Annotated in this window: 22 protein-coding genes and 1 tRNA gene; 10 read left to right on the forward strand and 13 right to left on the reverse strand. The window is 62.9% G+C overall.

Annotated elements, in window-relative coordinates; genetic code table 11:
- The first annotated feature begins 609 nt into the window (after nt 1-609).
- The gene (locus R3F42_04380; protein ID MEZ5541261.1) at nt 610-1,635 is read left to right on the forward strand and encodes a PKD domain-containing protein; all 1,026 of its coding nucleotides are present in this window, start codon (nt 610-612) and stop codon (nt 1,633-1,635) included.
- Nucleotides 1,636-2,518: 883 nt separating this feature from the next.
- On the opposite strand, the gene R3F42_04385 is transcribed toward R3F42_04380, so the two are convergent.
- Both R3F42_04385 and R3F42_04390 read right to left on the reverse strand, forming a co-directional pair.
- The gene (locus R3F42_04385; protein MEZ5541262.1) at nt 2,519-3,235 is read right to left on the reverse strand and encodes a ParA family protein; all 717 of its coding nucleotides are present in this window, start codon (nt 3,233-3,235) and stop codon (nt 2,519-2,521) included.
- Between the two features lie 705 nt (nt 3,236-3,940).
- Nucleotides 3,941-4,402, reverse strand: a complete 462-nt coding sequence (locus R3F42_04390; GenBank protein ID MEZ5541263.1) for a hypothetical protein — start codon at nt 4,400-4,402, stop codon at nt 3,941-3,943.
- 640 nt (nt 4,403-5,042) lie between these two features.
- Here R3F42_04390 and R3F42_04395 point away from each other — a divergent pair.
- Entirely contained in the window at nt 5,043-5,399 is a 357-nt protein-coding gene (locus tag R3F42_04395; GenBank protein ID MEZ5541264.1) for a PA2779 family protein, read from the forward strand.
- A gap of 152 nt (nt 5,400-5,551) precedes the next feature.
- Here R3F42_04395 and R3F42_04400 read toward each other — a convergent pair whose 3' ends face one another.
- From R3F42_04400 to rpsU, 7 genes are all read right to left on the reverse strand, one after another.
- Nucleotides 5,552-6,292 carry a hypothetical protein gene (locus R3F42_04400; GenBank protein MEZ5541265.1) on the reverse strand — a complete coding sequence of 247 codons (741 nt, stop codon included), beginning with the start codon at nt 6,290-6,292 and terminating at the stop codon, nt 5,552-5,554.
- Nucleotides 6,293-7,171: 879 nt separating this feature from the next.
- Nucleotides 7,172-7,903, reverse strand: a complete 732-nt coding sequence (locus tag R3F42_04405) for a DUF2726 domain-containing protein (protein ID MEZ5541266.1) — start codon at nt 7,901-7,903, stop codon at nt 7,172-7,174.
- A 375-nt stretch (nt 7,904-8,278) separates the two neighbouring features.
- Nucleotides 8,279-8,355 (reverse strand) — tRNA-Ile (locus R3F42_04410).
- Between the two features lie 51 nt (nt 8,356-8,406).
- A complete protein-coding gene (rpoD, locus tag R3F42_04415) occupies nt 8,407-10,275 on the reverse strand; it encodes an RNA polymerase sigma factor RpoD (GenBank protein MEZ5541267.1) in 1,869 nt (622 codons plus the stop codon).
- Between the two features lie 138 nt (nt 10,276-10,413).
- Nucleotides 10,414-12,177, reverse strand: a complete 1,764-nt coding sequence (gene dnaG / locus R3F42_04420; protein MEZ5541268.1) for a DNA primase — start codon at nt 12,175-12,177, stop codon at nt 10,414-10,416.
- A gap of 469 nt (nt 12,178-12,646) precedes the next feature.
- Nucleotides 12,647-13,090, reverse strand: a complete 444-nt coding sequence (locus R3F42_04425; protein ID MEZ5541269.1) for a GatB/YqeY domain-containing protein — start codon at nt 13,088-13,090, stop codon at nt 12,647-12,649.
- A gap of 13 nt (nt 13,091-13,103) precedes the next feature.
- Complete coding sequence (gene rpsU, locus R3F42_04430) at nt 13,104-13,319, reverse strand: 30S ribosomal protein S21 (GenBank protein ID MEZ5541270.1); 216 nt, start codon at nt 13,317-13,319, stop codon at nt 13,104-13,106.
- A gap of 107 nt (nt 13,320-13,426) precedes the next feature.
- Here rpsU and tsaD point away from each other — a divergent pair, with 107 nt between their 5' ends.
- Nucleotides 13,427-14,440: a tRNA (adenosine(37)-N6)-threonylcarbamoyltransferase complex transferase subunit TsaD gene (tsaD, locus tag R3F42_04435; protein MEZ5541271.1), complete on the forward strand. Its 1,014-nt coding sequence runs from the start codon at nt 13,427-13,429 to the stop codon at nt 14,438-14,440.
- A gap of 394 nt (nt 14,441-14,834) precedes the next feature.
- Here tsaD and plsY read toward each other — a convergent pair whose 3' ends face one another.
- Complete coding sequence (gene plsY / locus R3F42_04440; protein MEZ5541272.1) at nt 14,835-15,434, reverse strand: glycerol-3-phosphate 1-O-acyltransferase PlsY; 600 nt, start codon at nt 15,432-15,434, stop codon at nt 14,835-14,837.
- A gap of 121 nt (nt 15,435-15,555) precedes the next feature.
- On the opposite strand from plsY, the gene folB reads away from it, so the two are divergent.
- From folB to R3F42_04465, 5 genes are all read left to right on the forward strand, one after another.
- Entirely contained in the window at nt 15,556-15,912 is a 357-nt protein-coding gene (gene folB, locus R3F42_04445) for a dihydroneopterin aldolase (protein ID MEZ5541273.1), read from the forward strand.
- Between the two features lie 6 nt (nt 15,913-15,918).
- Nucleotides 15,919-16,410, forward strand: a complete 492-nt coding sequence (folK, locus tag R3F42_04450; GenBank protein ID MEZ5541274.1) for a 2-amino-4-hydroxy-6-hydroxymethyldihydropteridine diphosphokinase — start codon at nt 15,919-15,921, stop codon at nt 16,408-16,410.
- A gap of 15 nt (nt 16,411-16,425) precedes the next feature.
- Nucleotides 16,426-17,604, forward strand: coding sequence for an SAM-dependent methyltransferase (locus tag R3F42_04455; GenBank protein ID MEZ5541275.1), 1,179 nt, complete (start codon nt 16,426-16,428; stop codon nt 17,602-17,604).
- 289 nt (nt 17,605-17,893) lie between these two features.
- A complete protein-coding gene (locus tag R3F42_04460; GenBank protein ID MEZ5541276.1) occupies nt 17,894-18,139 on the forward strand; it encodes a hypothetical protein in 246 nt (81 codons plus the stop codon).
- Nucleotides 18,140-18,604: 465 nt separating this feature from the next.
- Nucleotides 18,605-19,402: an undecaprenyl-diphosphate phosphatase gene (locus tag R3F42_04465; GenBank protein ID MEZ5541277.1), complete on the forward strand. Its 798-nt coding sequence runs from the start codon at nt 18,605-18,607 to the stop codon at nt 19,400-19,402.
- A gap of 332 nt (nt 19,403-19,734) precedes the next feature.
- Here R3F42_04465 and R3F42_04470 read toward each other — a convergent pair whose 3' ends face one another.
- Genes R3F42_04470 through R3F42_04480 form a run of 3 tightly spaced genes read right to left on the reverse strand, consistent with a single transcriptional unit; the run spans nt 19,735 to nt 23,870 of the window.
- Entirely contained in the window at nt 19,735-20,913 is a 1,179-nt protein-coding gene (locus R3F42_04470; GenBank protein MEZ5541278.1) for a multifunctional CCA addition/repair protein, read from the reverse strand.
- 1 nt (nt 20,914) lies between these two features.
- Nucleotides 20,915-21,877 (reverse strand): complex I NDUFA9 subunit family protein, encoded by a 963-nt coding sequence (locus R3F42_04475; protein ID MEZ5541279.1) that lies wholly within the window; start codon nt 21,875-21,877, stop codon nt 20,915-20,917.
- A gap of 25 nt (nt 21,878-21,902) precedes the next feature.
- Nucleotides 21,903-23,870 carry a transglycosylase SLT domain-containing protein gene (locus tag R3F42_04480; GenBank protein MEZ5541280.1) on the reverse strand — a complete coding sequence of 656 codons (1,968 nt, stop codon included), beginning with the start codon at nt 23,868-23,870 and terminating at the stop codon, nt 21,903-21,905.
- A gap of 49 nt (nt 23,871-23,919) precedes the next feature.
- Here R3F42_04480 and R3F42_04485 point away from each other — a divergent pair, with 49 nt between their 5' ends.
- Both R3F42_04485 and R3F42_04490 read left to right on the forward strand, forming a co-directional pair.
- Nucleotides 23,920-25,281, forward strand: a complete 1,362-nt coding sequence (locus tag R3F42_04485) for an NAD-dependent succinate-semialdehyde dehydrogenase (GenBank protein ID MEZ5541281.1) — start codon at nt 23,920-23,922, stop codon at nt 25,279-25,281.
- Between the two features lie 549 nt (nt 25,282-25,830).
- Nucleotides 25,831-26,328, forward strand: coding sequence for a VPLPA-CTERM sorting domain-containing protein (locus R3F42_04490; protein MEZ5541282.1), 498 nt, complete (start codon nt 25,831-25,833; stop codon nt 26,326-26,328).
- The last annotated feature ends 89 nt before the right edge of the window (nt 26,329-26,417 follow it).

Below are 26,417 nucleotides of genomic sequence, written 5' to 3' on the forward strand. Positions count from 1 at the left end.
TGCTGGCAGATCTGCAGTGTATGCCGGTCCGCAGCGACCTTTGTTCTTGCTGATTATCGGGTTACCTGTGGTTGGCATGCGGCATGCAATGTGAGGGTCATGCAAACGCAATGCACCCGGCTGGCAAGCGGTGCGCGTTTGTCGAGAGAGCGTGTCGGCATCGCGGCCGTAACGACGGCGATGCAGGAAAGCAGATGCAGTCATCGTAATGTCTCGACCCGTGCCGGGTGATGTGCGCCTGTGATGCCAGTCACGGCATTCCGCCAGCAAGAGATACAGCCTAGGGCCTGGCGCCAAGAGTGACTGAGGTGATCAGGGCGGCGCTTACCGCGACTGCCGTCAGGCCGTGGCGTTTTACGCTGACTGGCAGAGGCCGCGAGCGTGATTTTGACGTGAACAATAACGTTCTGCACAAGCAATGATTGCAGGACAGCTGCAACGCCGCGAGTCGTCGGGCGCTGCACTGACGGTAATCGGAAAGCTGGTATGCGGATGGACGGAAACACCAGGGGCGGTTCGCGTTAGCGCGGACCCGGACCAGGCCCTGCCACTGCAGGATGACTGCGGTGGCAGGGTGAATTTGAAATTTATTTACTGGAGTTTGCAATCATGCCACGACTAGCCTCAAGCTATTGGAAACTGGTGTCAGCGCTGCTTGTACTGCTGGCGCTTTTTGCTATCGCGTCCACCAACGCTCAGGCGCAAACCTGCGCCAGCAACTGCCTGCGCGTGTACAGTATCGATCTGACCGATCTCGGCAGTTCGATCGGCGGCGTCGTCAAGTTCATCGACGAAAACGGGTCGGCGACGAGCTCGCGGAGTTCGGTTGCCCACGTGCTGTGGACCCGCCCTGATGGTTCCACCTTTGACCAGTACGCGCTCATCGGCACCCGTCTGCGCGCTGAATTCAGCCTGTCTACCGCCGGCGTACCGGGTGTCTATTCGCTCACCGTTGTCGATGTGGTAAAGATCGGTTATACCTTCGATCCGGATAACAGCAGTATCACCAGCCGGAGTATCGCGATCGGCAGCGCGGCCAATGCGCCGCCCACGGCGGTATCCAACGCCGACACCGTCAGCGGCGATGCGCCCCTGACCGTGAACTTCGACTCGTATGGTTCGGTAGATCCCGACGGTGCGATCGTCACGTATGCCTGGGACTTCGGTGACGGCAGCGGTTCCACCACGGCCAGCCCGACCCACACCTATAACGGCGTCGGCAGTTACGTCGCCACCCTGACCGTGACCGACAACATGGGCGCATCGGATAGCAACTCGACCGCTATCACCGTGGTGGACAACGCTGCCGGTTGCAGCAGCAATTGCATGTCGGTTGACCGGATGGCACTGAGCTACACCCGTTACAACAACCGCATCAGCGGCCAGGTCTGGCTCGTTGACGAGAACGGTTTGGCTGTGGACGGGGCGGTCGTGCATGCGGTGTGGACCTTGCCGGATGGCACGACGGTGGACAAGTACAGCAAGATCGGCAGGCGGTTGCGGGCCGATTTCGCACTCACCCCCACGGTGGCCGGCCACTATACGCTGAGCGTCGTCGAGGTGATCAAGACGGATCACACCTTCAGTCCGGATACGAGCAACGTCCTGACAGACGGTATCGATATCCTGATCTAGTCTGCCACTCGCTGAGGCGGCGTCGCCCGGCGACGCCGCCTTTTTTTATTTTGCGCTGCGTTTGACTGGAATGGCGTGCCTGTCCCGGGTCATGACGCTGCAGCGGTGCAGGCAGGAATGCACTCGAGTACTGCGGATTGCCATGCCGCACGCGGCCGCGGCAATGCGCGAACCGGCATCGATGTCATCGTGTGAGAGGAAGGGCGGACGCGTCGCAAGCGCGCCCGCTGCCAGGAAGATCCTTGCCTGGTTGCTTATCGCGCCGCCGTGTCCCGGCGCGCTAGCTGAAAATCATCCAGCAGACCAGGACGATCCAGGCTACGAGTACTGCTAGAAATGCCATGCTGGTGATGAAGCAGTCACCGGTCTCGTGGCAAATTCCGCTACGCTCCAAAATTCCCATGTCTACAACCTTCCGGTAAGAATGCGTATGTCTGGCAGCAAAGTTATTATCAGTATATAATTGATAAATAATATTTCAATATCTATGTTTACCTATGGATCCGATATGTCACCTACATGGCGGATTGGAGTGCAATTTCCCGTGCGACTACCGCTGGTTTCGCAGCGGTTGCTTGCCGTTGCATCCCGCTGATTGAGCGCTGGAACAGCGGGAATCACACAGCCGCGTAATTCCGAACAGTGCGCTCGTCTCGCGTCGCTGAAACGGACTGCGGGAGGCTGGGGATCACTTTGGCCTGGCGGGCGGCGACGGGTCCTACGGAGTTGCGATCACGCCATGACGGACTGATGCGGATTCAGGCGGGTCGAAGCGCTGATGTGCTACCCCTGGAACGGCGGGTGCAGCCGGCCGCAATTGAGCCGGAATCAGAATGGATTGAGCGCGCCGGGACGGATCAGGCGGGCATGCTGCGGTCGATGCCTAGGCGCTGAGATCCTGCAGCAGCGCGGACTCGGATTCGATGAACCCGCCGCGATTGTGGTCCAGCCAATCCAGCATCTCGTCCCAGGTGGTACGGTCCTTGGACGCCTCGCGCTCCTTCATCTCATGGATGCCCAGGCCTTGCTCGGCCGCGCTGACATAGAACTGGGTGTCACGAATGCGGCCGATGACGGGGATATCGAGTTTGTTGAGGAAGCGTTCCAGCTTGTCCAGCGCCCGGGTACGGATGCGGGTGCGGTTCATGACGATGGCAAGGCGGGTATTGTGTTTGCGTGCCTTGCCGATCAGCAGCAGATCCCGAATGAAGTCGACCGTCGAGTGGATATCGATAGAAGACGGTAATACGGGTATCAATATGACATCCGCCTCGGCAACCCGGTCCTCCATGTCAATCAGGCTGTACCCGGCGGGGGTGTCGGAAATGACATAACGCGTATCCGGCGGTGTCCGCATCTGCCAGGCCCGCGTGATGCCTTCGCGCGGCGGCTTATAGGCCGCGATACCGTAGATCGGCGGGTGGTAGCCGGGGCGTTCATGCAACCAGCGCATGCTTGAACCCTGTCTGTCGTAGTCGACCAGCGCAGTGCCGTACCCGTGCGAGGCACAGAAACTCGCCAGGTTGGTGGCGATCGTGGTTTTGCCACAGCCACCCTTGGTGTTCATGATGCTGACTTTGAGTGTGGTCGCGTGTTGCATCTGGGTGGTGTTACGGGTTCGTTGTTTAGTGCAAATTGTATCAGCATTACCGGCGACATCCAGTCATGCGATAAAAATCAGAATCGCCGGCAGGTAGCTGTCAATGAACCGGCGCTTCAGCTGCCACCGTTAGCATAAAGAGATGACATGAAATGAGCATGAATCCCCCGGGTTGACTTGAAATGCCGGTTCCAGTGTTAAACCGCAACCGCATAGGCAAAGCGTGACAGCGGGTTTTACGCGAGTTTCATGCGCATCCTGACCAGCTCGACTGCGGTTGCAACTCCGCTGTGCCACAACATGGTGCAGCAGTCCCGCGTGCCCGAAGGGGTTCGATGGCGCAGAGTCTGGAATACTGTGGTTGATGTGGATCCGCCCGGGCCCATTGGCTCATGGTAAGCGATAACTGTTTGTATTAACGGAATAATAAACCACAAATCTAACCGGATATCGTCATCCGCATCAGCCGGGCTGTTGATGCCGGGCGCGACACCGATTCGGGTGCACGACTAGCGACAGTTTGCATAGGTTCGGTTGACCGAAACCGGATTCGTTACCGAACCCGGCCGAACAGACCCGAACGATGCTCCGGCTGTATTGGCGTCGTTGTACGTCCAGGCACGGTCGACTCCGGACACTTGCCAAATGAAGCGGCTGCTAAAACCGCTAACAAGCGTGACCCTGTAACTATGTCATCGTGCGTCGTTACGACTGACTTGCAAGCAAGGCTAGGCGATTCGCAAAAAAGAGTACGAAGGATATGCCAAAGAACAACCAAGGCAGGAAGAATGGGAGGGCATTCCTGAAAGTCGTAAGATTAAGAGAAAATATTTCTCGTTCCAGCGCCTTAAGATCGAAAAGATACTTGTTCCTGGATTTGTCATCTAGGTCCGCCTTGGCGATGCGATCCTTGACGGCTGCAACAAGCGATGGCGCCGTGCGCTTGTCCTTCTGGCTCTCCGTCAGCTGTATGAAAAATAAATAAAATGTGATAAGAAACGCCAGTATTTGCATATGTGCATTCTCAACACTCCAGCATCCGAGCGTCGCCAGGAATAGCCAAATTCCCCTGTCGTTAAGCGCGGAACGGTAATGGTGCATATGCATCTGCAGCGCAACCAGGTCCTCTTCGATAGTGGGATTGCTGCCAATTGAATGTTCTGACATCTTCGTGTGATTCCCTGTTTGTATGGTCAATGGTTTGTATGTCTTATGAGCAACTGGATGTTGCTATATCGAATGCGACTTTTGAAGTAGGAATTCATTCGATGGAAAGTCTGAGCGCCAATATCGGAATCGAGCTGCAATCAGTCTTGCAACCGAACCCGTTTCCAGGTCGTACGCCGACCAGCCCCGGAACAACACAGACAACCTGAAAATGGCAGCAGTGACAGAATAGTCGACATCATTCAGCTACGTTAACGGCCCCGGAGGGCCGTTGTGGCGGCGCTGTTTCAGCGCGATAAAATTTCCTGGCAGCACACGGTCTGGTTCTTAGTCGCCCTGGCAGGGATGCCGGGCAGCGCATCGTTGAATGCCAGCCAGCCGTCGAGGGGCGCAGCGGGAAACCTTCGTCGCGAAAGCCTGACTGCAGACAGTCCCGACACCACATGGTGGGGCGTAAAGGTCTGGCAAAGTCACAACGGGCCTCCGCTAGTGGCTGAATTCCCGCTGGCCCGCAGGCCGGCTATCCTTCAACCGTATACGCCGCCATTAGTCGGGCGGCGGACTTCACAATATTGGTAACCCGTTCTATGCTTCACCAGTTATGCCCATATTCAGATACCACCAACAGTCGGGAGGCACGATGAAAATGAAACTGAGGCGCTTTTGGTTGGCGGCCGCGACCACGGTTGTGTTGTGCGTATTGACACCGCTGGCTGGCGCGGCGCTGGTGACGACCGATCAGGCTATTGCCGGTAGCATGGCGGATCAGGAGCGCGCCCGGGTCGGGGCATTTCTGGAACGGGCTGACGCGCGTGAACGGCTGGGCGCCTTGGGCGTCGACCCGGCAGCCGCGCAGGAACGTGTGGCGGGACTGACCGATGCCGAAGTCCATACGCTCGCCGGTAAGATCAACAGCCTGCAGGCGGGCGGCAACCTCAGCTCGAACGACGTCATCATCATTCTGCTGGTCGCAATCCTGGTCACGCTGGTTCTCTGAATGTCGGGACACTGTTTTACATGATATGGCTGATATCCGGATTCACTTCAGCGTCTGCGCCGGGAGGCAATGGCCAGGTCATATTACGGCCACAGACTCGGACATGCCGCACAAATGGAATCGGCGGCGCGCGGCCGCCTGGTGAGGAAATTTTAAGCGGCTTTCTTCCTGGCTGTCCCGATCAGTCCGAGCAGACCAGAGCCGAAGAGCCAGGCAGCGGCAGGCACAGGAACAACCGCAAAAGAAACATCGCCACCAATCACTAGAACATCAAAAGCGGTAAAGGTGTCTGGATAGCCTGTAGAGCCGGCATTGATAGTGAATAGAAATGACAAACCGCCAAAAGAAAAAGCCGAATCAGTTAGCGTATTCTGGCCTAGGTTGAGTGTGGAACCCAATACACTGCCAACAAAGCTGGCCGAACTAGAGATTCCTTGGAAATGCGTGGCGGCAAGATCGCCACCAGTGTCTAGAATATCAAATTCCATATAATATTGTGAATTTACAGGTTTGCTTGTCCCTGATGCCGAGTTAAGGCCAAAAGTGGCAAACTCAATAATCGAACCGTTATCACCGAACAGCACCGACCCATTGGTGAAATTGATGTTCACCTCTACCGTATCGCCAATATTAACCAGAGTCGGCGACGGTAGCGCATAGTTGCTCAGCCCCCAGAAAGCCGCGTCAAACTGCGATGGTGTCAGTTTAACATCTAAATTGTAATTAACAGTTGTCGCTGGACTGCCTTGCGGGAAGGATATCGCTGACAATACAAGCAACACCCTTGTGATTTTTGACATATGCTTATCCGGCGCTGTCGTGTACATATTACGAATCTTATTGTAACTCACGCAGCCGCGCATGTTGCGCCGATAAGGCTGTAACTGTTTCATGGTGATCATTCGTAAATCGATTCTTAGTTGTTGGAATCAAGATCTTAATTATTGATTTTTTCGCCGTTCAGCTCAATGTAGACCACTAAATAACACTAGAACCAATCTCAAAATTGGAAAATCCTGCGGTGAGCATGTTTGTCGTCATTCCGGCGCAGGCCGGAATCCAGTATTGCGCGGGTTTGCCGGATGCCCGCCTGCGCGGGCATGACAATGTCAGAATGCTTGTGCCAATTTAAGATAGGTTCTAGGCAATATAGTGGAAATTGCGTACGCACTGCCAGTGCAGAGCATGGCACGCAGGACGACGTTCAGAAAGTACCAGACCCTCAAAGAAATTGCCTGAGCTGGCAGTCCATTACGGGAGCATCGAAGATTTCCATTCGGTAGTGGCTCAGCACTGCGGTTAAGCTCTCATCAACCGACTATCCCCACGCGCCCCAGCGTATTTTCCTGCCGCGCGACGTGACGGAGCCTGCTCGTCAGGGGTAGGCGCATGCCCTGGCCGGGAATGCACCGGCGCGGGCAATCCTGGGACAGGGCACCGGGTTTGGATGGCGGCGGGCCGTGAGATCAGGATTCCAGGGAGCTGCATGAGGTGTCGGAATGGAGTATGTACGCGTGCTATCCTTGCTCAGCACGCCATTTCACTCATGCGCGTTCTCGCTGCCTTTATTGATGTCCGCGCTATCAATCATTGGCGGCTCGAATTCAAAGTCTTCGTTGACCTTCACAAGTAGTGACTTGCAGATATTTGCAGAGCGCTTTACAAGAATCGGCTTCACCGGCTTTTTGGAGAAATGCTCTTAACCTCTACGAAATCATTGCCCGGCCTTCGATCAGATCACTGGGTGCGTGGCGTATACCGTGTATTTTATTCTACGAGTCAAGCCTTGCGAGGCCGCGGCACCTGGGAAATGCGCTGCAGCCGTAGAACATGTTCCCGCCATGACTTCCTGTCTTCGCCTTGCGCAATACCATTGGTAGCCCACACTCCGGGCATGTGGGCGCAGCGGATTCATCTGTCGTGAGTAAGGTGTTTGACAATGCTTGAGACATTGCGAGGCGTTTCCCAATACTGCGTGAGTTGGCTGAGGCAGCGACAGGCGATGCGATCGTGCGTGGATTCATGGAATCCATCACCTCGCGCTTTATTTCTTCAATCACATAAGTATGAGCTGCCCTTATGCGCAGCAATGGAAGTCCAGACGATGCGCAGGCGGCATTCAGCAATCGATCCCTCTTGTGGGCCTTAGCCGAATCATGGCTAGAATCATCGAGCTCCACTGCCAGCCTGATCGAGCAGTCTTTGCGATCGCATATGAGGAAATCGAAGTGCTTAGCTGAGATCGCATTGAAGGCGCGTTGCCATTGAGCGCGATTCAGCCCCGCTTTTGGATTGATGACGTCTGCTACGCGAACCTTGGAGAAGACGAGGTCGGTCCTTCCGACAGCCTGAACCAACACGCCGTAGAATGACCGCTCCGCCTTTGACATGAGGTACGTTGAGAGCTGATAGGGGTATTCCTGAGTCGTGCTTTTACCCCTTGCCAGGACTGCGATGATGGCGAACCCGAAAATGACAATGGCGGCGAGCAGGACTATGTTCATGTTTTCAATTCATCATAACTAACTGCACGAAATTGAATGTTCCGAAATGCATATGCATGGCGCGCGGGGCGCTCGCGTGAATACGTCCTATAAAACTTCAGTGGATATTGCTGACCCACTTGTCACTGGATGAGATGCGCAACCCGTATGCCTTTATCGGCCCCGGGCCCGGGAGACTTACTGAATGACGTGGTGATCCAGCAGGGCAGATGGATATGCGTTGATACCAGGCGCTACCCTGTCGTGGCGTCTGGTGGTAAGGGCCACTTAAGGCCGAGGTCATGACCGGACGGTAATGCGACGAGCGGGCCCCATGGCCTTGACGGGATGACCTCGCGGGACCTGATGCCACAGGACCAAGCTTGTAGACGATAGTGGTGGGCCCGCCAGGACTCGAACCTGGGACCAAGGGATTATGAGTCCCCTGCTCTAACCAACTGAGCTACAGGCCCTGATGACGTACAGAGTGAAACGCCGTGGCCGATGCGGCCACGGCGCCTATCCTACTCGGCTTCCAGGAAGCTGCGCAGCGGTTCCGAACGGGTCGGGTGGCGCAGCTTGCGCAGCGCCTTGGCCTCGATCTGGCGGATGCGTTCGCGGGTGACGTCGAACTGCTTGCCGACCTCTTCCAGCGTGTGATCGGTGTTCATGTCGATGCCAAAGCGCATGCGCAGCACCTTGGCCTCGCGCGGGGTGAGCCCTGAGAGCACATACTGGGTCGCCTCCTTCAGACCTTCCATCGAGGCGGCATCGATCGGTGAATCGATGTTCTGGTCCTCGATGAAATCGCCCAGATGCGAATCCTCGTCGTCGCCGATCGGCGTTTCCATCGAGATCGGTTCCTTGGCGATCTTCAGCACCTTGCGGATCTTGTCTTCCGGCATGTCCATGCGCTCGGCCAGTTCTTCCGGCGTCGGCTCGCGGCCGATCTCCTGCAGCATCTGGCGCGAGATGCGATTGAGCTTGTTGATGGTCTCGATCATGTGCACCGGGATGCGGATGGTGCGCGCCTGGTCCGCGATGGAGCGCGTGATCGCCTGGCGTATCCACCAGGTGGCGTAGGTCGAGAATTTGTAGCCGCGGCGGTACTCGAACTTGTCCACGGCCTTCATCAGGCCGATGTTGCCTTCCTGGATGAGGTCGAGGAACTGCAGTCCGCGGTTGGTGTATTTCTTGGCGATCGAGATCACCAGGCGCAGGTTGGCCTCCACCATCTCCTTCTTGGCGCGGCGTGCCTTGGCCTCGCCGATCGATACCAGGCGGTTGATCTCCTTGATCTCGGCGATGGTCAGGTGCGCGATGTTCTCCAGCGCGATCAGCTTGTTCTGGTGCCGGATGATCTCGTCCTTGACCTGGGCGAGCCCCGCCGCATGCTTGCTGGAGGCCTTGATCTGGATGTCGGTCCAGGCGAGATCCGTCTCGTTGGTCGGGAACGAGGTGATGAATTCCTTGCGCGCCATGCCGGCGCGGGTGACGCAGGCGTCCATGATGCCGCGCTCGTGGGTGCGGATCTTGGCGATCGCATTGCGCAGGTTCGTGGTCAGGATCTCGATGATCCGCGGCACCAGCTTGAGCTGCAGCGTCTGTTCGGTGAGCTGGTCGCGCAGTTTGCGGATGCGCGCGGCGTTCTTGCTGCCACCCTTCTCGGCGGCGGCGATCAGCTGCTTGTAGGTCTTGTCGAGTTCGGCGAAATGCACGCGCGCCTCTTCGGGGTCCGGGCCGGTTTCCGGCGGGCCGTCGCTGACGTTGTCATCGTCGTCGTCGTCGTCGCTGTCGTCGTCGTCATCGCGGCTGCTGGCGGCGACCTCGCGGTCGTCGACCGGGCTGACCGGCGTTTCGCTGATCTCTTCCTCGGTCGCATTCGGATCGACGAAGCCCGAGATCAGGTCGTTCAGCCGCATCTCGCCGGCTTCCACGCGCTCGTGGCCGCGCAGCAGCGTGGCCGCGGTTTCCGGATAGGCGGCCAGGGCGTGCAGCACCTGGCTGAGGCCATCCTCGATGCGCTTGGCGATGACGATCTCGCCCTCGCGTGTGAGCAGTTCCACCGTACCCATCTCGCGCATGTACATGCGTACGGGGTCGGTGGTCCGGCCGAATTCGCTGTCTACGGTGACCAGGTTGGCGGCGGCTTCCTCGGCCGCGTCGTCGTCGGCGGTGTTCTTGGCGCTGGCCAGCAACAGGGAATCCGCGTCCGGTGCAACCTCGTGCACCAGGATCCCCATATCGTTGATCATGCCGATGATGTCCTCGATCTGCTGCGGATCGACGATTTCGTCGGGCAGATGATCATTGACCTCGGCATAGGTCAGGAAGCCCTGGTCCTTGCCCTTTTCGATCAGCAGTTTCAGGCGAGATTGTTGCTCTTTGTCCATAACGGTCCGCGGACACCGCAGTGCCCAGTTGCAAAGTCAGCCAAGGGGGTGGAAATCAATCGCGCAGTATAGAACAACATGTTGGGGCGGCAAAGCGGATTCCAAGCCCGGCTGCCGGGCCCTGTCCGGTGCTGCCACCTAGCGTACCTCCTGAAGCAGGGTCTGCAATTTCCAGTACTCTTTCCGTTCATCTTCGCTAAGTTTTTGTATTTTAGACTTATTATCCAATGCTTCAATACGCTGTTCGAGGTGCAGGCGCTGGATCTGCTGCAACTGGCGCCGGAGATCCGGCAGCAGGTCGAGGTCGTCGCTCACCGGGCTCCACTGTGCCAGCCGGGCCAGGTGGCGGGCCTCGTCGCGCCCGCGCCAGTGCTCCAGAATCGCACCTGTGCTTGCTAACGGCTGTTGCCGCAGCAATTCAAGCAATTCTTTCAGAAGTGCGACACCCGGCACGTCAACGGGTTCCTCGAACGGCAACCCATCGATTTCCCGGGCCAGCCCCGGCCGGTAGAGCAGGATGGAGATGGCCGTGCGGACCGGGCTGTGGCCGCCGCCGGGAGGCGGCGGCCGGGCCGGAGCCGGGGCGGGCTCCCGGGTCTCCCGGGGGAGTTCCAGGCGCGCGGAGAGTGTCCGGGCGGTGGTGCCGGCGAGTTCGGCCAGGCGTTCGGTCATCAGCTGGCGGAACATGCCGTCCGGGAGCGTGGCGAGCATCGGTCTGGCCAGGGCGACCAGCCGGGCGCGGCCGTCGATACTGCCGAGATCCAGACCCGTGGCCAGGCGCTCGAAGAAGAAATCCGACAGGTGCATGGCGCTCCCGAGCAACTGCTCGAAGCCCGCCTGGCCGGTCTTGCGGACCAGCGTATCCGGGTCCTCGCCTTCGGGCAGGAACAGGAAGCGCGCCTCGCGCCCGTCGGTCAGCACCGGCAGGGCGTTCTCCAGGGCGCGCCAGGCGGCCTCGCGCCCGGCGCGGTCGCCGTCGAAACAGAACACGACCTCAGGCACCGCGCGGTAGAGCTGCTCCAGGTGTTCCCGTGTCGTGGCCGTGCCGAGGGTGGCGACGGCGTAGTTGATGTCGAACTGCGCCAGCGCGACCACGTCCATGTAACCCTCCACCACCAGGATGCGCTCCAGCCGGCGTACCGCCTTGCGTGCCTCGTACAGGCCGTACAGTTCCTGGCCCTTGTGGAACACGGCCGATTCCGGGCTGTTCATGTACTTCGGCGTGCTGCTGTCGAGCACGCGCCCGCCGAAGCCGATGGTGCGGCCGCGGCGGTCGTGGATGGGGAACATCACCCGGTCGCGGAAGCGGTCGTATGCCCCCTGGCCGTCGTCGCGCCGGACGGTCAGGCCCAGTTCCAGCAGGCGCTTGCGTGTTGCGCTATCGGCCTGCAGTGCGTCGGCCAGGTTTTCCCAGCCCGGTGGTGCATAACCGATGTGAAAGCGCGCCGCCACCGCGCCGGTCAGTCCGCGCTGTTTGAGGTATTCCACCGCGCGGCCGGCCTGCGCGTGGCCGCGCAGCTGCTCCTGGTAGTAGGCCGATACGCGTTCGAGCAGCGGGTAGAGGGGTTGCGAGGTATCGCTGCGGGCGTGTTCGGCGCCGGCCTCGCGCGGGATCTCCAGTCCGGCCTGGTGCGCGAGTTCCTCGATGGCCTCGACGAAGTCCATGTGCTCGTAGTCCATCAGGAAGGTGATCGCGGTGCCGTGCTGGCCGCAACCGAAACAGTGGTAGAACTGTTTCACCTGGCTGACGGTGAACGACGGGGTCTTCTCGCTGTGGAACGGGCAGCAGGCCTTGTATTCCCGGCCGGCCTTCTTCAGCGGCACGCGCCTGTCGATGACATCAACGATGTCGATGCGCGAGAGCAGTTCATCGATGAACGCTTGCGGGATACGGCCGGCCATGAATCAAGGTTAAAAGGGATACCGGGGAAAGGGAAGGTGCCTGGATGGCGGAGTCATAATTAAAGTGAGTTTCTGAATTTGATGCAGGTTTCGCCCCGCCGGGGCGAAGTACTTTTCTTTGCGCCGCCAAAGAAAAGTACCCAAAAGAAAAGCGGCCCGCAGGCTTGCCCGGAAAGTCGGCTCTGCTGACATTCCGGGTCCCCTGCGCTTCTCGCCAGTTCGTGCGCTCGCCGAACTCGCAGGATTTGCGGCGCCTTACGGCTAGCAAATCCAGCTCGACATGGCGGCTCGCTCGATCCCGAACCGGCTGCGATGCTCGGCTGCGCCAGACGGAATTCTGATCCCGCTCGATATTCTGGTTTGCCCCTTCTCAGGCGCGAACACAGCGGATTTCGCTGTGTCCTTGCAGAGACGGTTTTTCGAATTCTTGGCGGCCTTGTGCCTTGGTATGAGAATGGCTTGGCTGGTATCAGCCCAGGCGTGACTTGATCAGCGCGCTCACCGCGCCCATGTCGGCGCGGCCGGCGAGCTGCGGCTTGAGGGCGGCCATCACCTTGCCCATGTCCTTGATGGAGGCGGCGCCGGTCTCGGCCAGGGCGGCGCTGACCAGCGCGTCGATCTCGGCCTCGCTCAGCGCGGCCGGCATGTAGGGTGTGATGACCTCGATCTCGGCGGACTCCTGCGCGATCAGGTCGTCACGGCCGGCCTGCTCGAACTGCGCGATCGATTCGCGCCGCTGCTTGATCATCTTGTCGAGCACGGCAATGACCTGGGTGTCGTCCAGTTCGATGCGTTCGTCGACTTCGCGTTGCTTGATGGCGGCGAGGATCAGCCGGATCGTGGCCAGGCGCGCCTTCTCCTTGGCCCGCATGGCATCCTTCATGTCCTGCTGGACGCGGTCCTTGATGGACATACGCGGTTGGAGATCAGTACAGGCGGACGCGGCGAGCCAGTTCGCGGGAAACCTTCTTCTGGTTGCGCTTCACGGCGGCGGCCATCTTGCGCTTGCGTTCCTGCGTGGGCTTCTCGTAGAACTCGCGGCGACGCACTTCGGCCAGCACGCCGGCCTTTTCGCACGAGCGCTTGAAGCGGCGCAGCGCGATTTCAAACGGTTCGTTCTCTTTTACACGGACATTGGGCATACAACACAGCTCGGTTAATGGTTAACAAGGGCTGCGAATTCTATACACCTCCCGGCCAAAAGGCAAAATCTCCTTGTGTAACAAGAACCGGCGGCTACCATACCGATATGGTCATCCTGGGTATCGAAACCTCCTGCGACGAAACCGGGGTCGCGCTCTACGACGGCGAGCGCGGCCTGCTGGCGCACGCCCTGCACAGCCAGGTCGATCTGCATGCCCGCTATGGCGGCGTGGTGCCGGAACTGGCCTCCCGCGATCATGTCAGCCGGCTCTTGCCGCTGGTCCGGGAGGTTTTGGAAAACTCATATATTTCAACAGGATCCATCGACGGAGTCGCCTATACGGCGGGGCCCGGCCTGGTCGGTGCGCTGCTGGTCGGCGCGGCGGCCGGCCGGGCCCTGGCCTGGACCTGGGGGGTACCGGCCGTGGGCGTGCACCACATGGAAGGCCACCTGCTCGCGCCGATGCTGGAGCCCGACCCGCCGGCGTTTCCGTTCCTCGCCCTGCTGGTCTCCGGCGGCCATACCCAGCTGATCGAGGTCGCCGGTGTGGGGCGCTACCGCCTGCTGGGGGATTCCATCGACGATGCGGTCGGCGAGGCCTTCGACAAGACCGCCACGGTGCTGGGTCTGGGCTACCCCGGGGGGCCGGCGCTGGCCGCGCTGGCGGAACAGGGCGCGCCCGACCGTTACCGGTTCCCGCGCCCGATGACCGACCGGCCCGGACTGGAATTCAGTTTCAGCGGCCTCAAGACCTTCGCGCTCACGACCTGGCAGCGCTGTGACCGGACGGACCGGGACCGGGCCGACATCGCCCGCGCCTTCGAGGAGGCGGTGGTGGACACCCTGGCGATCAAGTGTCGCCGGGCGCTGGAGCAGACCGGCCTGGACACCCTGGTGATTGCCGGCGGTGTCGGCGCGAACCGCCGGTTGCGCGCGCGCCTCGATGCCTTGATGCGCGAGCGCGGCGGCCGGGTGTGCTACCCGCGGCCGGCGTTCTGCACCGACAACGGCGCCATGATCGCCTACGCCGGCTGGTGCCGCCTGCGTGCCGGGCAGCAGGAAAGCCTCTCGATCAGGGCGACACCGCGCTGGTCGCTGGAGGATCTGCCAGCGGTGTAGTTAAATAAATGCTCTCGCGCATTGAGGCCAGATATAACCGGCAGCAAGAGCAGGTAGAGAGAAGATGATTCTGCCGACGCGGGTTGCGGTGTAACCGCGAGCCATTTCGATATCCTTTGCATATCGCCGTGTATTCTGTCGGAGCGGGCCGTGTCCGCGATCATTTTCACCGGCAGGAACATGCTAGTGCTCCAGCACCGGTGCACAGACACCCGACAGCATCCTGAATCCTTGCAGGGAAAGAACGCCGGCTCCCGTCCAGGTTCTACTCGCACTGTGATGCGGCGAACCTTCGAACCGCGCGCGGTAGCGCTCGCTACCTGATGTACCTGCCGCAGGGGCGGGTCCTGTCCACGACTACCGGACGCGAACCGTGCGCGGACACGGTCCGTTCCTACGGTTTCTTGCCGAAGCTGATCTTCCCTTCCTTCCCGCTGCACAGGTTGGCGATGTTGCTGCGATGGCGCCAGTACAGCAGCACGACCATGATGCTCATCGAGCTGACCAGCGCCGGTTCCGGCCACAGCCAGGCGAAGCCCGCGGGTATCGCCAGGCTGGCGGTGAGCGCCGCCAGCGACGAGTAGCGGAACAGCAGCGCCATGACCAGCCAGATCACGGCGAACAGCAGTCCCACCGGCAAGTACAGGCCGAGGGTCACGCCCAGCGCCGTGGCCACGCCCTTGCCGCCCTGAAACCGGAAAAACACCGGGTACAGGTGGCCGAGGAAGGCGGCGAGCGCGGTGGCGCCGAGCACGAGCGGCGAGGCATGCAGGGCGTGCGCGAGCAGTACCGGCAGCAGCCCCTTGAGCAGGTCGCCGAGCAGGGTGACCGCGGCGGCCTTCTTGCCGCCGAGACGGGCGACGTTGGTGGCGCCCGGGTTGCGCGAACCCTCGGTACGCGGGTCGGGCAGACCCATCAGCCGGCAGACGATGATCGCAGCCGAGACGGACCCGAACAGGTAGCCGACGGCGATCAGCAGGTAGGTGGGATCCATGGCGGCCCATTGGACTGTTTCGGCGTGCCGGCGTCAAGCGTATTGATCCTGCCGGCGCGGGCGCTGGCCTTCCAGCAGGCAACACTCTATATTGAAACGCCGGCAATCACGGCGCAATTCCATGGATACCGTCTTCATCAGCGACCTGCGCATCCAGACCTGTATCGGGATCTATGAATGGGAGCGCAGGATCCGCCAGACCATCAGCCTCGACCTGGAAATGGGCACGGACATCCGCGCCGCGGCCGCGACCGACGCCATCGCGGACACCCTGAACTACAAGGCCGTGGCCAAGCGCCTGATCGCGTACGTCGAAGCCAGCGAGTACCAGCTGGTGGAAACGCTGGCCGAGCGCATCGCCGGGATCGTGCTGGACGAGTTCGGCGTGCCCTGGCTGCGCCTGACCGTACACAAGCCCGGTGCCGTGCGCGGCTCGCGCGATGTGGGGGTCGTCATCGAGCGCGGCAGCCGGGAGTGACATCGCATGGCGCGGGTCTATGTCAGCATCGGCAGCAATATCGACCGGGAGCGCAACATCGACCTGGCATTGCGGCGGCTGGGCGAGACCTACGGACCGTTGCTGCGCTCGTCGGTGTACGAAAGCGCGGCGGTCGGCTTCGACAGCGCGCCTTTCTACAACCTGGTGGTCGCGTTCGATACCGCATACTCGCCGCAGGAGGTGCAGGCACGGCTGCATGCGATCGAGGCGGCCAGCGGGCGCGAGCGCACCGGTGAGCTGGCGGCGCGCAGCCTGGACCTCGACCTGCTGCTGTACGATGAGCTGGTCATCGATGCGGGCCGGCTCAAGCTGCCGCGCGACGATATCACCCGCTACGCCTTCGTGCTCTATCCGCTGGCCGAGATCGCGCCCGCGGCGCGTCACCCGGTCTCCGGCGCACGTTACGCCGATCTGTGGGCCGCGTTCGATGATCCCGACCAGGTGCTGACCCGGGTCGACTGGCCGCCGGCCGCCTGAACGGAGCGCTCGGGCATGCGATCCAGCAGCGAGCTGCCCGCGCCGGACGCGCGCGCGCTGGCCCACAGCGAGCGGCTGGCCGGCCTGATTCGCGACGAGATCGAGGCGGGTGGCGGGGCCATCCCGTTCGCGCGCTTCATGGAGCTGTGCCTGTATGCGCCGGGCCTGGGCTATTACAGCGCGGGTCAGCGCAAGTTCGGCGCCGGCGGCGATTTCGTCACGGCACCAGAACTCTCGCCCTTGTTCGGCCGTTGTCTGGCGCATGCCTGTGCCGCGGTACTCGACGCCACCGGCGGCGACATCCTGGAATTCGGCGCCGGCAGCGGGCGGCTGGCGCTGGATCTGCTGGCCGAGCTCGATGCGCTGGGCAGCCTGCCGGGACGCTACCTGATCCTCGAGCGCAGTGCGGAGCTGCGCGCGCGCCAGCAGGCGTTGCTGCGCGCGCAGGCGCCGGCGCTGTGCGGCCGCATCGCCTGGCTCGACGCGCTGCCGGCGGCCGGATTCCATGGCGTCATGTTCGGCAACGAGGTGCTCGATGCGATGGCGGTGGAGCGCTTTCGCTGGAACGGGCGGGCGGCCGAGCGCTACTGGGTGACCGTTACGGACGGGGCCTTCGCGTGGGAGCGGCGGGCGGTGACGGAACCGGAGATCGCCGCGCAGCTTGCGCGCATCGCCGCGACCTGCGGCTTGGCGCCGGGCTACGAATCGGAGTTCAGCAGCAGCCTGGCGCCGTGGCTCGCGAGCGTGGCGGAGCGGCTGCAACGGGGCATGCTCCTGCTGATCGATTACGGATACCCGCGCTGCGAGTATTACCATGCCCAGCGCAGCAGCGGCACGCTGTTGTGCCATTACCGCCAGCGTGCGCACGCCGACCCGCTGCTGTGGCCCGGCCTGCAGGATATCACCGCGCATGTCGATTTTACCGCGGTGGCCGAGGCGGCGGCCGCAGCCGGGCTCGAGGTGAGCGGTTACGCCACCCAGGCGCATTTCCTGATCGACTGCGGTCTCGACCGCCTGTTGCAGGCGGCGCTGCCGACGCTGGACGATGTCGCCTACCTGCGCCTGGTGCAGCAGGCCAAGACCCTGATTCTGCCGGGTGAAATGGGCGAGCGCTTTCAGTGCATGAGTCTGACGCGCGGCTTGTCCGCCGCGGTGCCGGGGTTCCGGGGCCAGGATCTGCGGCACCGGCTGTGATGCGTGTTGGACGCGTTCGGTGCCTTCATAGTCAATGGTTTGACGATCCGGGCTGTCGCCGATCGATGACGCTGCAACATGTCATCAAATCGAAACCTTAGGACCCAACCCCGATTTCACCGTCGCCGAATGGTGACAGAATGGGTGCCGCTGTCCGGTCCCCGGCGTCCCGCAGCGGGACCGCCCGCCGCCAGGTTGCTGTTTTCCGAGGCCGCGTTGAATGTGGTACAGGAATTGCTGCGACACCCAGTGACACACACGGATAACAAGCCTTTGCGGGGGTGTCGTCATGTTTAAACGATTGAAGTCCCTGTTCGTGCAGCAAGTTCCCGCGGAACTCTCTGTCTGCGAATTCGATTGTCCGGTCACGGAATGTTCCGTGCGCAACTGGGCGCAGTGCACCCTGCGACACGAGGGTGTGCTGCACGGCGCCGTCAGCGTGCGCCATGTCGTTCGCGGTACCCGTCACGCCGCTGCGGCGCGCGCAGCGCAGGTGCCGGCCCGGTCGCTGTTCCTGACCGGTTACTACCGCTAGGCCGAGCCTGGCGCGCACCGCCGCTCCTGCGGGGCGGCGGCGTGGTGCGTTTGCAGTCCGGGCCTGATCCTGCGCCCGCATTCCCGATTCATGTTTCAACTTGTGTGGCACGCACTCCGTACCGCGACTGCCGCAAGGTGCCGCGGCGGGCAGCGCATGGCCCGCTTGTGCCGGGCGGCGCGGCAGCACCCGCCGGTGTGTGCGCTGTCCCCGTGCGCGTCCAGAACGATGCGGGGCTGATACCGTGCGGCGATGCGCTGTACGGCCGTGCGGGTAAGTACGCTGCCAGCGCGTGACATGCCACTGCCGGTCGCGTACCGGATCGGGCCGGAATCGCGTGGTCGTTTGCATGTCCGGCGCATCCGTCGCACGCTGGCTGCCGCGTCTTACGCCGTGGCATGGGTGCTGTTAGCGCTGCGCGGCGGCGATTGAGAATTCGCCGGCATCGGCGCAGAATGCGCGGCCATGGATCACCTGCATGCCATCTATCTCGCCCTGCTGCAGGGTCTGACCGAATTCCTGCCGATCTCGAGTTCGGCGCACCTGATCCTGCTGCCGCGGCTGTTGGGCTGGACGGACCAGGGGCTGGCGTTCGATGTCGCGGTGCATGTCGGCACGCTGCTCGCGGTGCTGGTGTATTTCCGCCATGACGTGCTGCAGCTGCTGACGGCATGGCTGCGCTCGCTCGGCACGCGCCGCGTCGATGCCGATGCGCGCCTGGCCTGGTACGTCATCCTCGGCACGCTGCCGGCGGCGGTGCTGGGTCTGCTGCTGCACAACCTGGTGGAGACCTGGCTGCGCTCGCCGCTGGTCATCGCCGCGGCCACCATAGGATTCGGTGTGCTGCTCGGGGTGGCCGACTGGTACGGGCGCCAGCAGCGCGACGAGCACGGCTTGCAAGTCCGCGACGTGCTCGTGATCGGTTTCGCGCAGGCGCTCGCGCTGGTGCCCGGCACGTCGCGCTCGGGTATCACGATGACCGCAGGCCTCGCCCTGGGCATGACGCGCTCGGGCGCGGCGCGCTTTTCTTTCCTGCTGTCGATTCCGCTGATCATGATGGCCGGCGGCTACGAGACGCTTCGGCTGCTGGAACAGGCGGGGCCGGTCGACTGGCAGGCCATCCTGCTCGGTTCGGGCGTGTCTGCTGTCAGCGCGTGGCTCTGCATCCACTATTTCCTGAAGCTGATCGAGCGTATCGGCATGCAGCCGTTCGTGGTCTACCGGCTGCTGCTCGGCGCGGTGCTGTTCTGGATGTACCTGTAGGGACCGACTGAGCCCGTCACTCTGCCGCGCGCGCAGACGCCAGGAACACCTGTTGCCGTAGCGCACGCACACTCGTCACCGCGCAGCGTTCCGTTCAGCGGTATGCAGGGCGCTTGCGAACCTCAGTCCGGTCTTTCCCCGGACGCGGGAAGTGGCGGCAGCCGTCGCCGGTGCCCGGTAAGCACACTGGTTGCCTTGCGGGAACGCCTCCTGCCCTCCCATGCCTGACAGCCGTCCGGAGCGGGTAAACGGATGAACCCCGTGATTGCGGGCACTGCGACCGCTGCGGCGGTTATTTATCCTTGGCGCCTGCGCCGCTTTGCGCAGGACATTCACTGCTCAGGCCGCGCTTGCGCGCGGGCCTGTTCGATGGCCGCGATGCGCTGCGCGCGCAGGGCCGCGCCGATCTCGGGGCCGGATTTGCCGCCGGTGTCGGGCTTGACCGCGCTGGCGGCCTGCCAGGCGTTTTCCAGCAGCTGCGCGGGCGGGTAGTCGTGCACGGCGGCATCCGCGGCCTGCGCCTCGGCCGCGCACACGGCGATGAAGTCGGCCAGACGCGCGCCGCGCCTGAAGGCATCGAGCGCGCCCAACAGGTCGAGTATCTGCGCCGGATCCAGGTCGGCGACGCGATGTGCGGTCGCACGATGCTGCAGTGCCACGCCGGCCAGTTCGCGGCAGGCATTGGGTATGCGCAGGCGGTCGCAGAGGGCGTCCAGCTGCGGCCGTGACAGGCCCGCTTCCCTGCCGTTGTCGATGTCGCAGACCAGCGCGGCAAAGCGGATGTTCGCGTCGTTGCGTATCACGGTCGCGCGTTCCAGCACCGGTAAGCGCAGCGGGGCGGGGCCGTGCGCGGCAGGCGCCGCGGCACCCGGCACTGCAACGAGTTCCGGGAACAGTCGGGCCAGCGCGCCGCAGCCGTACAGCACGGCGAAGAACCGGGACGGCGCAGCGCACTGCAGCGCCTTGTGCAGCTCGGCCCACACCCGCTCCGGCACCAGATGGTCGACCTCGCCGTTGTCGACCATCTGCCGCATCAGCGCATTGGTGCCGTGCGCGACGTGGAAGCCGTAGCGCGCCAGGCAGGCGGCGAAGCGCGCCACGCGCAGGATGCGTACCGGGTCTTCCGCGAATGCCGGCGAAACATGGCGCAGCAGGCCGTTGTCCAGGTCGTCGCGGCCGCCGTAGGGATCGATCAGCGTGCCGTCGGCGGTCTCGGCCATGGCATTGATGGTGAGATCGCGCCGCAGCAGATCCTGCTCCAGCGTGATCGAGGGGTCGGCGCAGACGGCGAAGCCCGTATAGCCCGGGGCGGTCTTGCGCTCGGTGCGGGCCAGTGCGTACTCCTCCTTCGTGCGTGGATGGAGGAATACCGGGAAATCCCTGCCCACGGCGGTGTAGCCGCGATCGAGCAGCTGTTGCGGGGTCGCGCCGACCACGACCCAGTCGCGTTCCGCGACCGGCAGGCCCAGCAGCCTGTCACGCACCGCACCACCGACCAGGTAGACTTCCACGTCAGGGACGCCCTGCGTGGCGGCGGAATGCGTCGTAACGCGCGCGGCTGCCGCCGCCGCCGAGGTAACCGGGCACCACGGCCTCGACCGGTGTCGGCTGGATACCCAGCAGCGGCAGGGCATTGCTGGTGCAGATGCTGTCCAGCTGCAGCGCGTAGAAGTTGTCGAGCGTGAACGGCTGCCCGGGCAGCAGGCCCAGCACCTGTGCCTGCAGGCGCGAGAGTGTCCGGCCCAGGCCGATGATGGCACGGTGCAGGCCCAGCTGCGCGCGCGTGTATTCGACCAGCGTCTGCAGCGTGAACACCTCGGGTCCGCACAGCTCGAGGCGTTCGCCGCCGGTGGCGTCATCGAGGCAGCGGCACAGTGCCGCTGTCACATCATGCACGCACACCGGCGCGAAGCGGCTCTGCGGACAGGCCAGCGGAAACACGCCCGGCGCCAGCTGCAGCAGGCCGGCGAAGCGGTTGAAGAAGCCGTCGCCAGGCCCGAAGATCACCGAGGGGCGGAAGCTCGTCACCACCAGGTCCGGGCCGGCCGCGGCATGCACGAGGTCTTCGCCCTCGCCCTTGGTCTGCAGGTAGCGGCATTGCCGCTCCTGCGCGTTGGCATTCAGCGCGCTCATGTGCAGCAGGCGCGGCACCCCGCAGGCGCGCGCGGCATCGACGAGCTTGCGCGGCAGCTCGACGTGCGCGCGTCGGAAACCGCTGCCGCGCGGATCGGGGTCGTTGAGGATGCCGACCAGGTTGATCACGACGTCCACGCCCGCCAGGTGCCGCGTCAGCGTGTCCGGATCGTGGCTGTCCGCCGCCAGCAGCTCGATGTCGGGGTTGACCAGCAGCTCGCGGTGCCGTTCGCGCCGACGGGTGAGGATGCGCACGCGGCAACCCTCCCGGGTGAGGCGGGCGGCCAGGTGGCGGCCCACGAAGCCGGTGCCGCCGAGTATGCACAGGGTCGTCTGTCGCATGATCGTTTCCACCAGGCAGCCGGGATCAGCGCCCGTCGCCCTTGTCGTACTGTTCCTTCGGCTTGACGTCGGGCATGTGTTCCGACAACGGTGTGATCGGCCGGTCCAGGCGCCAATCGTAGATGGCTGCATAGGAGAGGATGCGCTGCACGTACTTGCGTGTTTCGTCGAACGGGATCGCGGCCACCCAGTTTTCCGCCGGCCGCTCGTGCTCCTCGGGCAGCCAGCGGTTGACGCGCTGTGGCCCGGCGTTGTAGGCGGCCGAGGCGAGCACGACGTTGTCGTCGTACTGTTCCATCACCTGCTTCAGGTAGGCCGTGCCGATGCGGATGTTCTGCTCCGGTTCGTAGAGGCTCTTCGTGCTGGCGAGCGGGATGCGGTACTTGCGTGCCGTGCTGCGGCCGGTGGCCGGCATCAACTGCATCAGCCCCATGGCGCCGGCGCCGGAACGGGCATCCTTGTTGAAGGCGCTTTCCGTGCGGATGACCGCGAAGACGTGGCCGGGGTCGAGCCGGTTGGCGCTGGCATAACGCTCGACATCCTCGCCGTGATCGATCGGGAAGCGCAGTTGCAGGTCGTCGTAGTCGCTGCTGCGCGCGACCGTCAGTATGGCGCTGTCATGCCAACCCCACTCGCTCGCCAGCACGGCGGCGAGCTTGAGCCGGGTGGCATCGAAGCCCTCGATGACATGCAGCCATTCCCGCCGCGCGTCGGTCGGCAGGTCGACCAGCAGCAGCTCGCGGGCGCGTACCATGCCCGGCAGTGCGCGGATCGAGTCCAGCTCGTCGCGGTTGAAATCCAGCGGCTGGTTGTTCATCACGTACGGCCAGCGCAACGCGTCCGCCGCCAGGAAGCCGTGGTAGTCGCGTTCACGGGCCAGCGGTGCAAGCCGGTCCTGCGCCGCCTGTTTCTGTCCCGTGTGCTCGAGGGCGACGGCCTCCCAGTAGCGCCATTCCTCCGCCTGGGCCTCGGCTGGCGGCATGGCCGCGATGTGCTTGAGCACATCGAGCCAGAGACCGGCAGCAATCGCGCTGCGCGCGCGCCATTCGCGCACCTCGCTGTCGACCGCCGCGGCGGGCACCGCTTCCAGCCATGCATGCGCCTGCGGGTGCTGCCGCCAGCCGGCATACAGTGCGAGGGTCCGCTCCATGCGGCCGGCATCTTCCGCGGAAAAATCGTAGCGCGTACGGACAGACTGCCAGCGGTCGCGTGCCTGCTGCTCGTCGCTGCCGGCGATGCGCCGGATGGCGTAAAGGACGATTTCGCGTGCAATGGGTGTATCGCGCCGCAGCTGCGGGTCATCGAGGGTTTCGGCCGGCCGTTGCCGTGCCTCGCGCCAGAGTGTGACCCAATCCTGGTCGGCGGTCGGCAGGCGTTTCGCGAGCCAGGTGGCGAGACTGGCGTTACCGTTGTTCATGGCCAGGCGGATGCGTTCCCAGACGAGATCGTCGGTGATCTTGCCCTGCTGTTCGAGGTAGTCGAAGACGGGGTCGCAGGCGCTGTCCTGCGAGTAGCCCACCAGCCAGAGCGGCAGGGCGGCATCGACCAGTGTCGCGGTATCGTCGGTATGGAGCTTCGCCTGCAGGCGATAACACTGCAGCTCGACCGGCTGACCGCCCTCGTACGCATCCAGGTAGTGTTTCCAGTCCTGTCTGCGTGCGAGCTGGTACAGCCAGGCACGGCGCAGCCTTATGCCGACCGGCTGGTCGGCGTAGTTCTTGAGGAAGGCGCTCACCTCGCGGTTGCCGGCGCTGGACAGACGGTCGTTGAGTTCCCAGTACTCGAGGTAGGGGTAGAGGGGATAATCCTTCAGCTTGCGCGCGAGCTTGCGGTAGTCGTCCTTGCGGTGATCGTTCAGCGCCTTGCGCGCGTCCTCGAAGCGGGCGCGGGCGGCGGCGAGCGGGTCGTCCGCTGCCGCGCGCAGGGCGGCGGGCGCGCACAACGCCGCCACCAGGCAGGAAATTGCCAGGACCTTTTCAAGCGCGGTTGTCATGGTTGCTATAGTTACAGAAAATGTGGCGGCATAACAGGAGGTGCACGACATGTTCGTATCGACCAATCCGGCGGACGGCAGTTCACGCGAGATCGTCGCTGCATTCGATGACGCGCAGCTGGAACACGCGCTGGCGCAGTCGGCGCAGGCTGCGCCAGCGTGGCGCACGTTGCCGATCGGCGACCGTTGTGCACTGTTGCAGCGCACGGCCGGTGTCCTGCGCGCGCGCAGCGAGGCGTTCGCACGTCTCATGTCGCTGGAGATGGGCAAGCCTATCGCGGAGGCGCGTGCCGAGGTCGAGAAGAGCGCGCTCGGTTGCGAGTATTACGCCAACCACGGCCCGGTCTTCCTCGCCGACGAGATCATCGGCTCCGATGCCGGGCACAGCCTGGTGGCCTACGAGCCGCTGGGTACCGTGCTGGCGATCATGCCATGGAATTTTCCGTTCTGGCAGGTCTTCCGCTTCGCCGCGCCGGCCCTGGTAGCGGGTAATACCGGGCTGCTCAAGCATGCCTCCAATGTGCCGCAGTGCGCGCTGGCCATCGAGAGCGTGTTCCGCGAAGCCGGCTTGCCGGAGGGCGTGTTCCGTACCCTGATGATCCCTTCCGGCCGGGTGGCCAGAGTGATCGAGGACCGCCGCGTCCACGCCGTCACCCTGACCGGCAGCGAGCCGGCCGGGCGCCAGGTGGCGGCAACCGCCGGTGCGGCGCTGAAGAAGACGGTGCTGGAACTGGGCGGATCCGATCCGTTCATCGTGCTGGAGGATGCCGACCTGGACCTGGCGGTGGAGCACGCGGTCGCATCGCGTTTCCTGAATACCGGACAGAGCTGCATCGCGGCCAAGCGCTTCATCGTGGTGCCGGAGATCGCCGACGCCTTCGTCGAGCGGTTCCGGCGCGCAGCCGAGGCATTGCCGGTGGGAGATCCCCTGGACGAAGCCAACCGTATGGGGCCGATGGCGCGTCACGATCTGCGCGAAGAGCTGCACCGCCAGGTCACCGACAGCATCGGCCAGGGCGCGGTCGCGGTGACCGGCTGCGCGCCGCTGGACGGCCCAGGCGCCTACTACCCGCCCTCCATCCTCGATCGGGTGGCGCCGGGTATCCTCGCCTACCGGGAAGAGCTGTTCGGTCCGGTCGCCAGCGTCATCCGTGCGCGGGACGAGGCCGATGCCGTGCGCATCGCCAACGACACGGAGTTCGGGCTGGGTGGCAGCGTGTGGACCCGCAACAGCACGCGCGGGGAGCGGGTGGCCCGTCGGCTGCAGTGCGGCTCGGCCTTCGTCAACGGCCTGGTCAAGAGTGATCCGCGCCTGCCCTTCGGTGGCGTGAAGCACTCGGGCTACGGCCGGGAGCTGTCACATCACGGCATCCGCGAGTTCGTCAACGCGAAGACGATCTGGATCCGCTAGTACCGCGTGATGCTCTGCCCGGTGCCGACGTCGGCGCTGGCGCTGCTGGACTACCGCCGGTGCGGGGGCGACAGCGGCGATGGGTTCGCAGCCTGCGCCTGCCGACGGATGTCCGCTGCCGACAGGGCAGGGTTCGGCTCTGCACCCGCGCCGCAAGATCCCCGTGGTGCGTGCGCCGTTGTGCGTTATCAAGGCAGAGTCTGCCCCCTGCGCCCCGCCCGTGCCTTGTCGGAATTGCTAACATGCGGATGCGGCGGCAGTTTTATGGCAAATGAGATATGTTCTTATTTCACCTCGTTTTTACTTGGCGTCCACCCAAAACGGGTGCGACAGGATTGTCGGCAGTATTTACAGCGCTGTTGTCGCCGGGTTTTTGGCATATCGTAAGATATTGAAATTTAATAATAAGAAAGGCTGGCACGGGTGTTGCAGTAATTTTGTACACCTGCTCGCTAATAATAAGAAAAACGGGATGGGTTTCGAAGGAATGTAACTAAAACAAGGATCCGGTCGGCACTAGCCTATACCGGTTTTACTACGGAGAGAGGTATGAATTTTAAAAGGTATTTGATTGGTGCTGCGCTGGCGGTCTGCGGAACCGCCAATGCGGCAACGGTTTTCATGCCGACGAATGCTGACGTGAACTTCTTCAACCTGACCCTGCAAGCCGGTTCGGTGTTGGCGATGTTCGATGACAGCGATACTGGCTTTACCAACCCGCTCGCTATCCCCCTGCCGTCCAAGGTGGTCATTGGCGGACCGACCATCTCCGGTGATTACACTGCCACCAACATCCTGAGCCAGAGCCTGACCCTCACGGGTAACAACTGGTTCATCCTGGCCACGAACAACAACAACAGTGGTTGGACGCGGGATGTATTCAGCGGTTGCTCGGCGACTACCGGATCATGCACCGTGACTTTCAGTGATGGCACGGTCCTTTCGGTTGACAGCCAGGTGGCTGCTGTACCTGTACCCGCCGCCATGTGGCTGTTCGGCTCCGGCCTGATCGGTCTGGCCGGGATCGCCAGGAGGAAACAGACCTGACAGGCGTTATCGTCTGTACCCGCAACGGCTCCTTCGGGAGCCGTTTTTATTTGCGGCTACGACACGGCCGGATACATCGCAGGAGAATA

This window comes from Pseudomonadota bacterium, from assembly GCA_041395565.1.
Taxonomy (GTDB): domain Bacteria; phylum Pseudomonadota; class Gammaproteobacteria; order UBA9214; family UBA9214; genus UBA9214.

Excerpts from the sequence above, each read along its gene's own strand:
- R3F42_04390 (MEZ5541263.1), bottom strand. The coding sequence starts at position 4,402 with ATGTCAGAACATTCAATTGGCAGCAATCCCACTATCGAAGAGGACCTG.
- R3F42_04490 (MEZ5541282.1), top strand. The coding sequence starts at position 25,831 with ATGAATTTTAAAAGGTATTTGATTGGTGCTGCGCTGGCGGTCTGCGGA.
- R3F42_04480 (MEZ5541280.1), bottom strand. The coding sequence starts at position 23,870 with ATGACAACCGCGCTTGAAAAGGTCCTGGCAATTTCCTGCCTGGTGGCG.
- dnaG (MEZ5541268.1), bottom strand. The coding sequence starts at position 12,177 with ATGGCCGGCCGTATCCCGCAAGCGTTCATCGATGAACTGCTCTCGCGC.
- folB (MEZ5541273.1), top strand. The coding sequence starts at position 15,556 with ATGGATACCGTCTTCATCAGCGACCTGCGCATCCAGACCTGTATCGGG.
- R3F42_04385 (MEZ5541262.1), bottom strand. The coding sequence starts at position 3,235 with ATGCAACACGCGACCACACTCAAAGTCAGCATCATGAACACCAAGGGT.
- R3F42_04395 (MEZ5541264.1), top strand. The coding sequence starts at position 5,043 with ATGAAAATGAAACTGAGGCGCTTTTGGTTGGCGGCCGCGACCACGGTT.
- R3F42_04455 (MEZ5541275.1), top strand. The coding sequence starts at position 16,426 with ATGCGATCCAGCAGCGAGCTGCCCGCGCCGGACGCGCGCGCGCTGGCC.
- R3F42_04400 (MEZ5541265.1), bottom strand. The coding sequence starts at position 6,292 with ATGAAACAGTTACAGCCTTATCGGCGCAACATGCGCGGCTGCGTGAGT.
- tsaD (MEZ5541271.1), top strand. The coding sequence starts at position 13,427 with ATGGTCATCCTGGGTATCGAAACCTCCTGCGACGAAACCGGGGTCGCG.
- R3F42_04380 (MEZ5541261.1), top strand. The coding sequence starts at position 610 with ATGCCACGACTAGCCTCAAGCTATTGGAAACTGGTGTCAGCGCTGCTT.
- R3F42_04405 (MEZ5541266.1), bottom strand. The coding sequence starts at position 7,903 with ATGAACATAGTCCTGCTCGCCGCCATTGTCATTTTCGGGTTCGCCATC.
- plsY (MEZ5541272.1), bottom strand. The coding sequence starts at position 15,434 with ATGGATCCCACCTACCTGCTGATCGCCGTCGGCTACCTGTTCGGGTCC.
- R3F42_04485 (MEZ5541281.1), top strand. The coding sequence starts at position 23,920 with ATGTTCGTATCGACCAATCCGGCGGACGGCAGTTCACGCGAGATCGTC.
- R3F42_04460 (MEZ5541276.1), top strand. The coding sequence starts at position 17,894 with ATGTTTAAACGATTGAAGTCCCTGTTCGTGCAGCAAGTTCCCGCGGAA.
- rpoD (MEZ5541267.1), bottom strand. The coding sequence starts at position 10,275 with ATGGACAAAGAGCAACAATCTCGCCTGAAACTGCTGATCGAAAAGGGC.
- R3F42_04465 (MEZ5541277.1), top strand. The coding sequence starts at position 18,605 with ATGGATCACCTGCATGCCATCTATCTCGCCCTGCTGCAGGGTCTGACC.
- folK (MEZ5541274.1), top strand. The coding sequence starts at position 15,919 with ATGGCGCGGGTCTATGTCAGCATCGGCAGCAATATCGACCGGGAGCGC.
- R3F42_04425 (MEZ5541269.1), bottom strand. The coding sequence starts at position 13,090 with ATGTCCATCAAGGACCGCGTCCAGCAGGACATGAAGGATGCCATGCGG.
- R3F42_04475 (MEZ5541279.1), bottom strand. The coding sequence starts at position 21,877 with ATGCGACAGACGACCCTGTGCATACTCGGCGGCACCGGCTTCGTGGGC.
- rpsU (MEZ5541270.1), bottom strand. The coding sequence starts at position 13,319 with ATGCCCAATGTCCGTGTAAAAGAGAACGAACCGTTTGAAATCGCGCTG.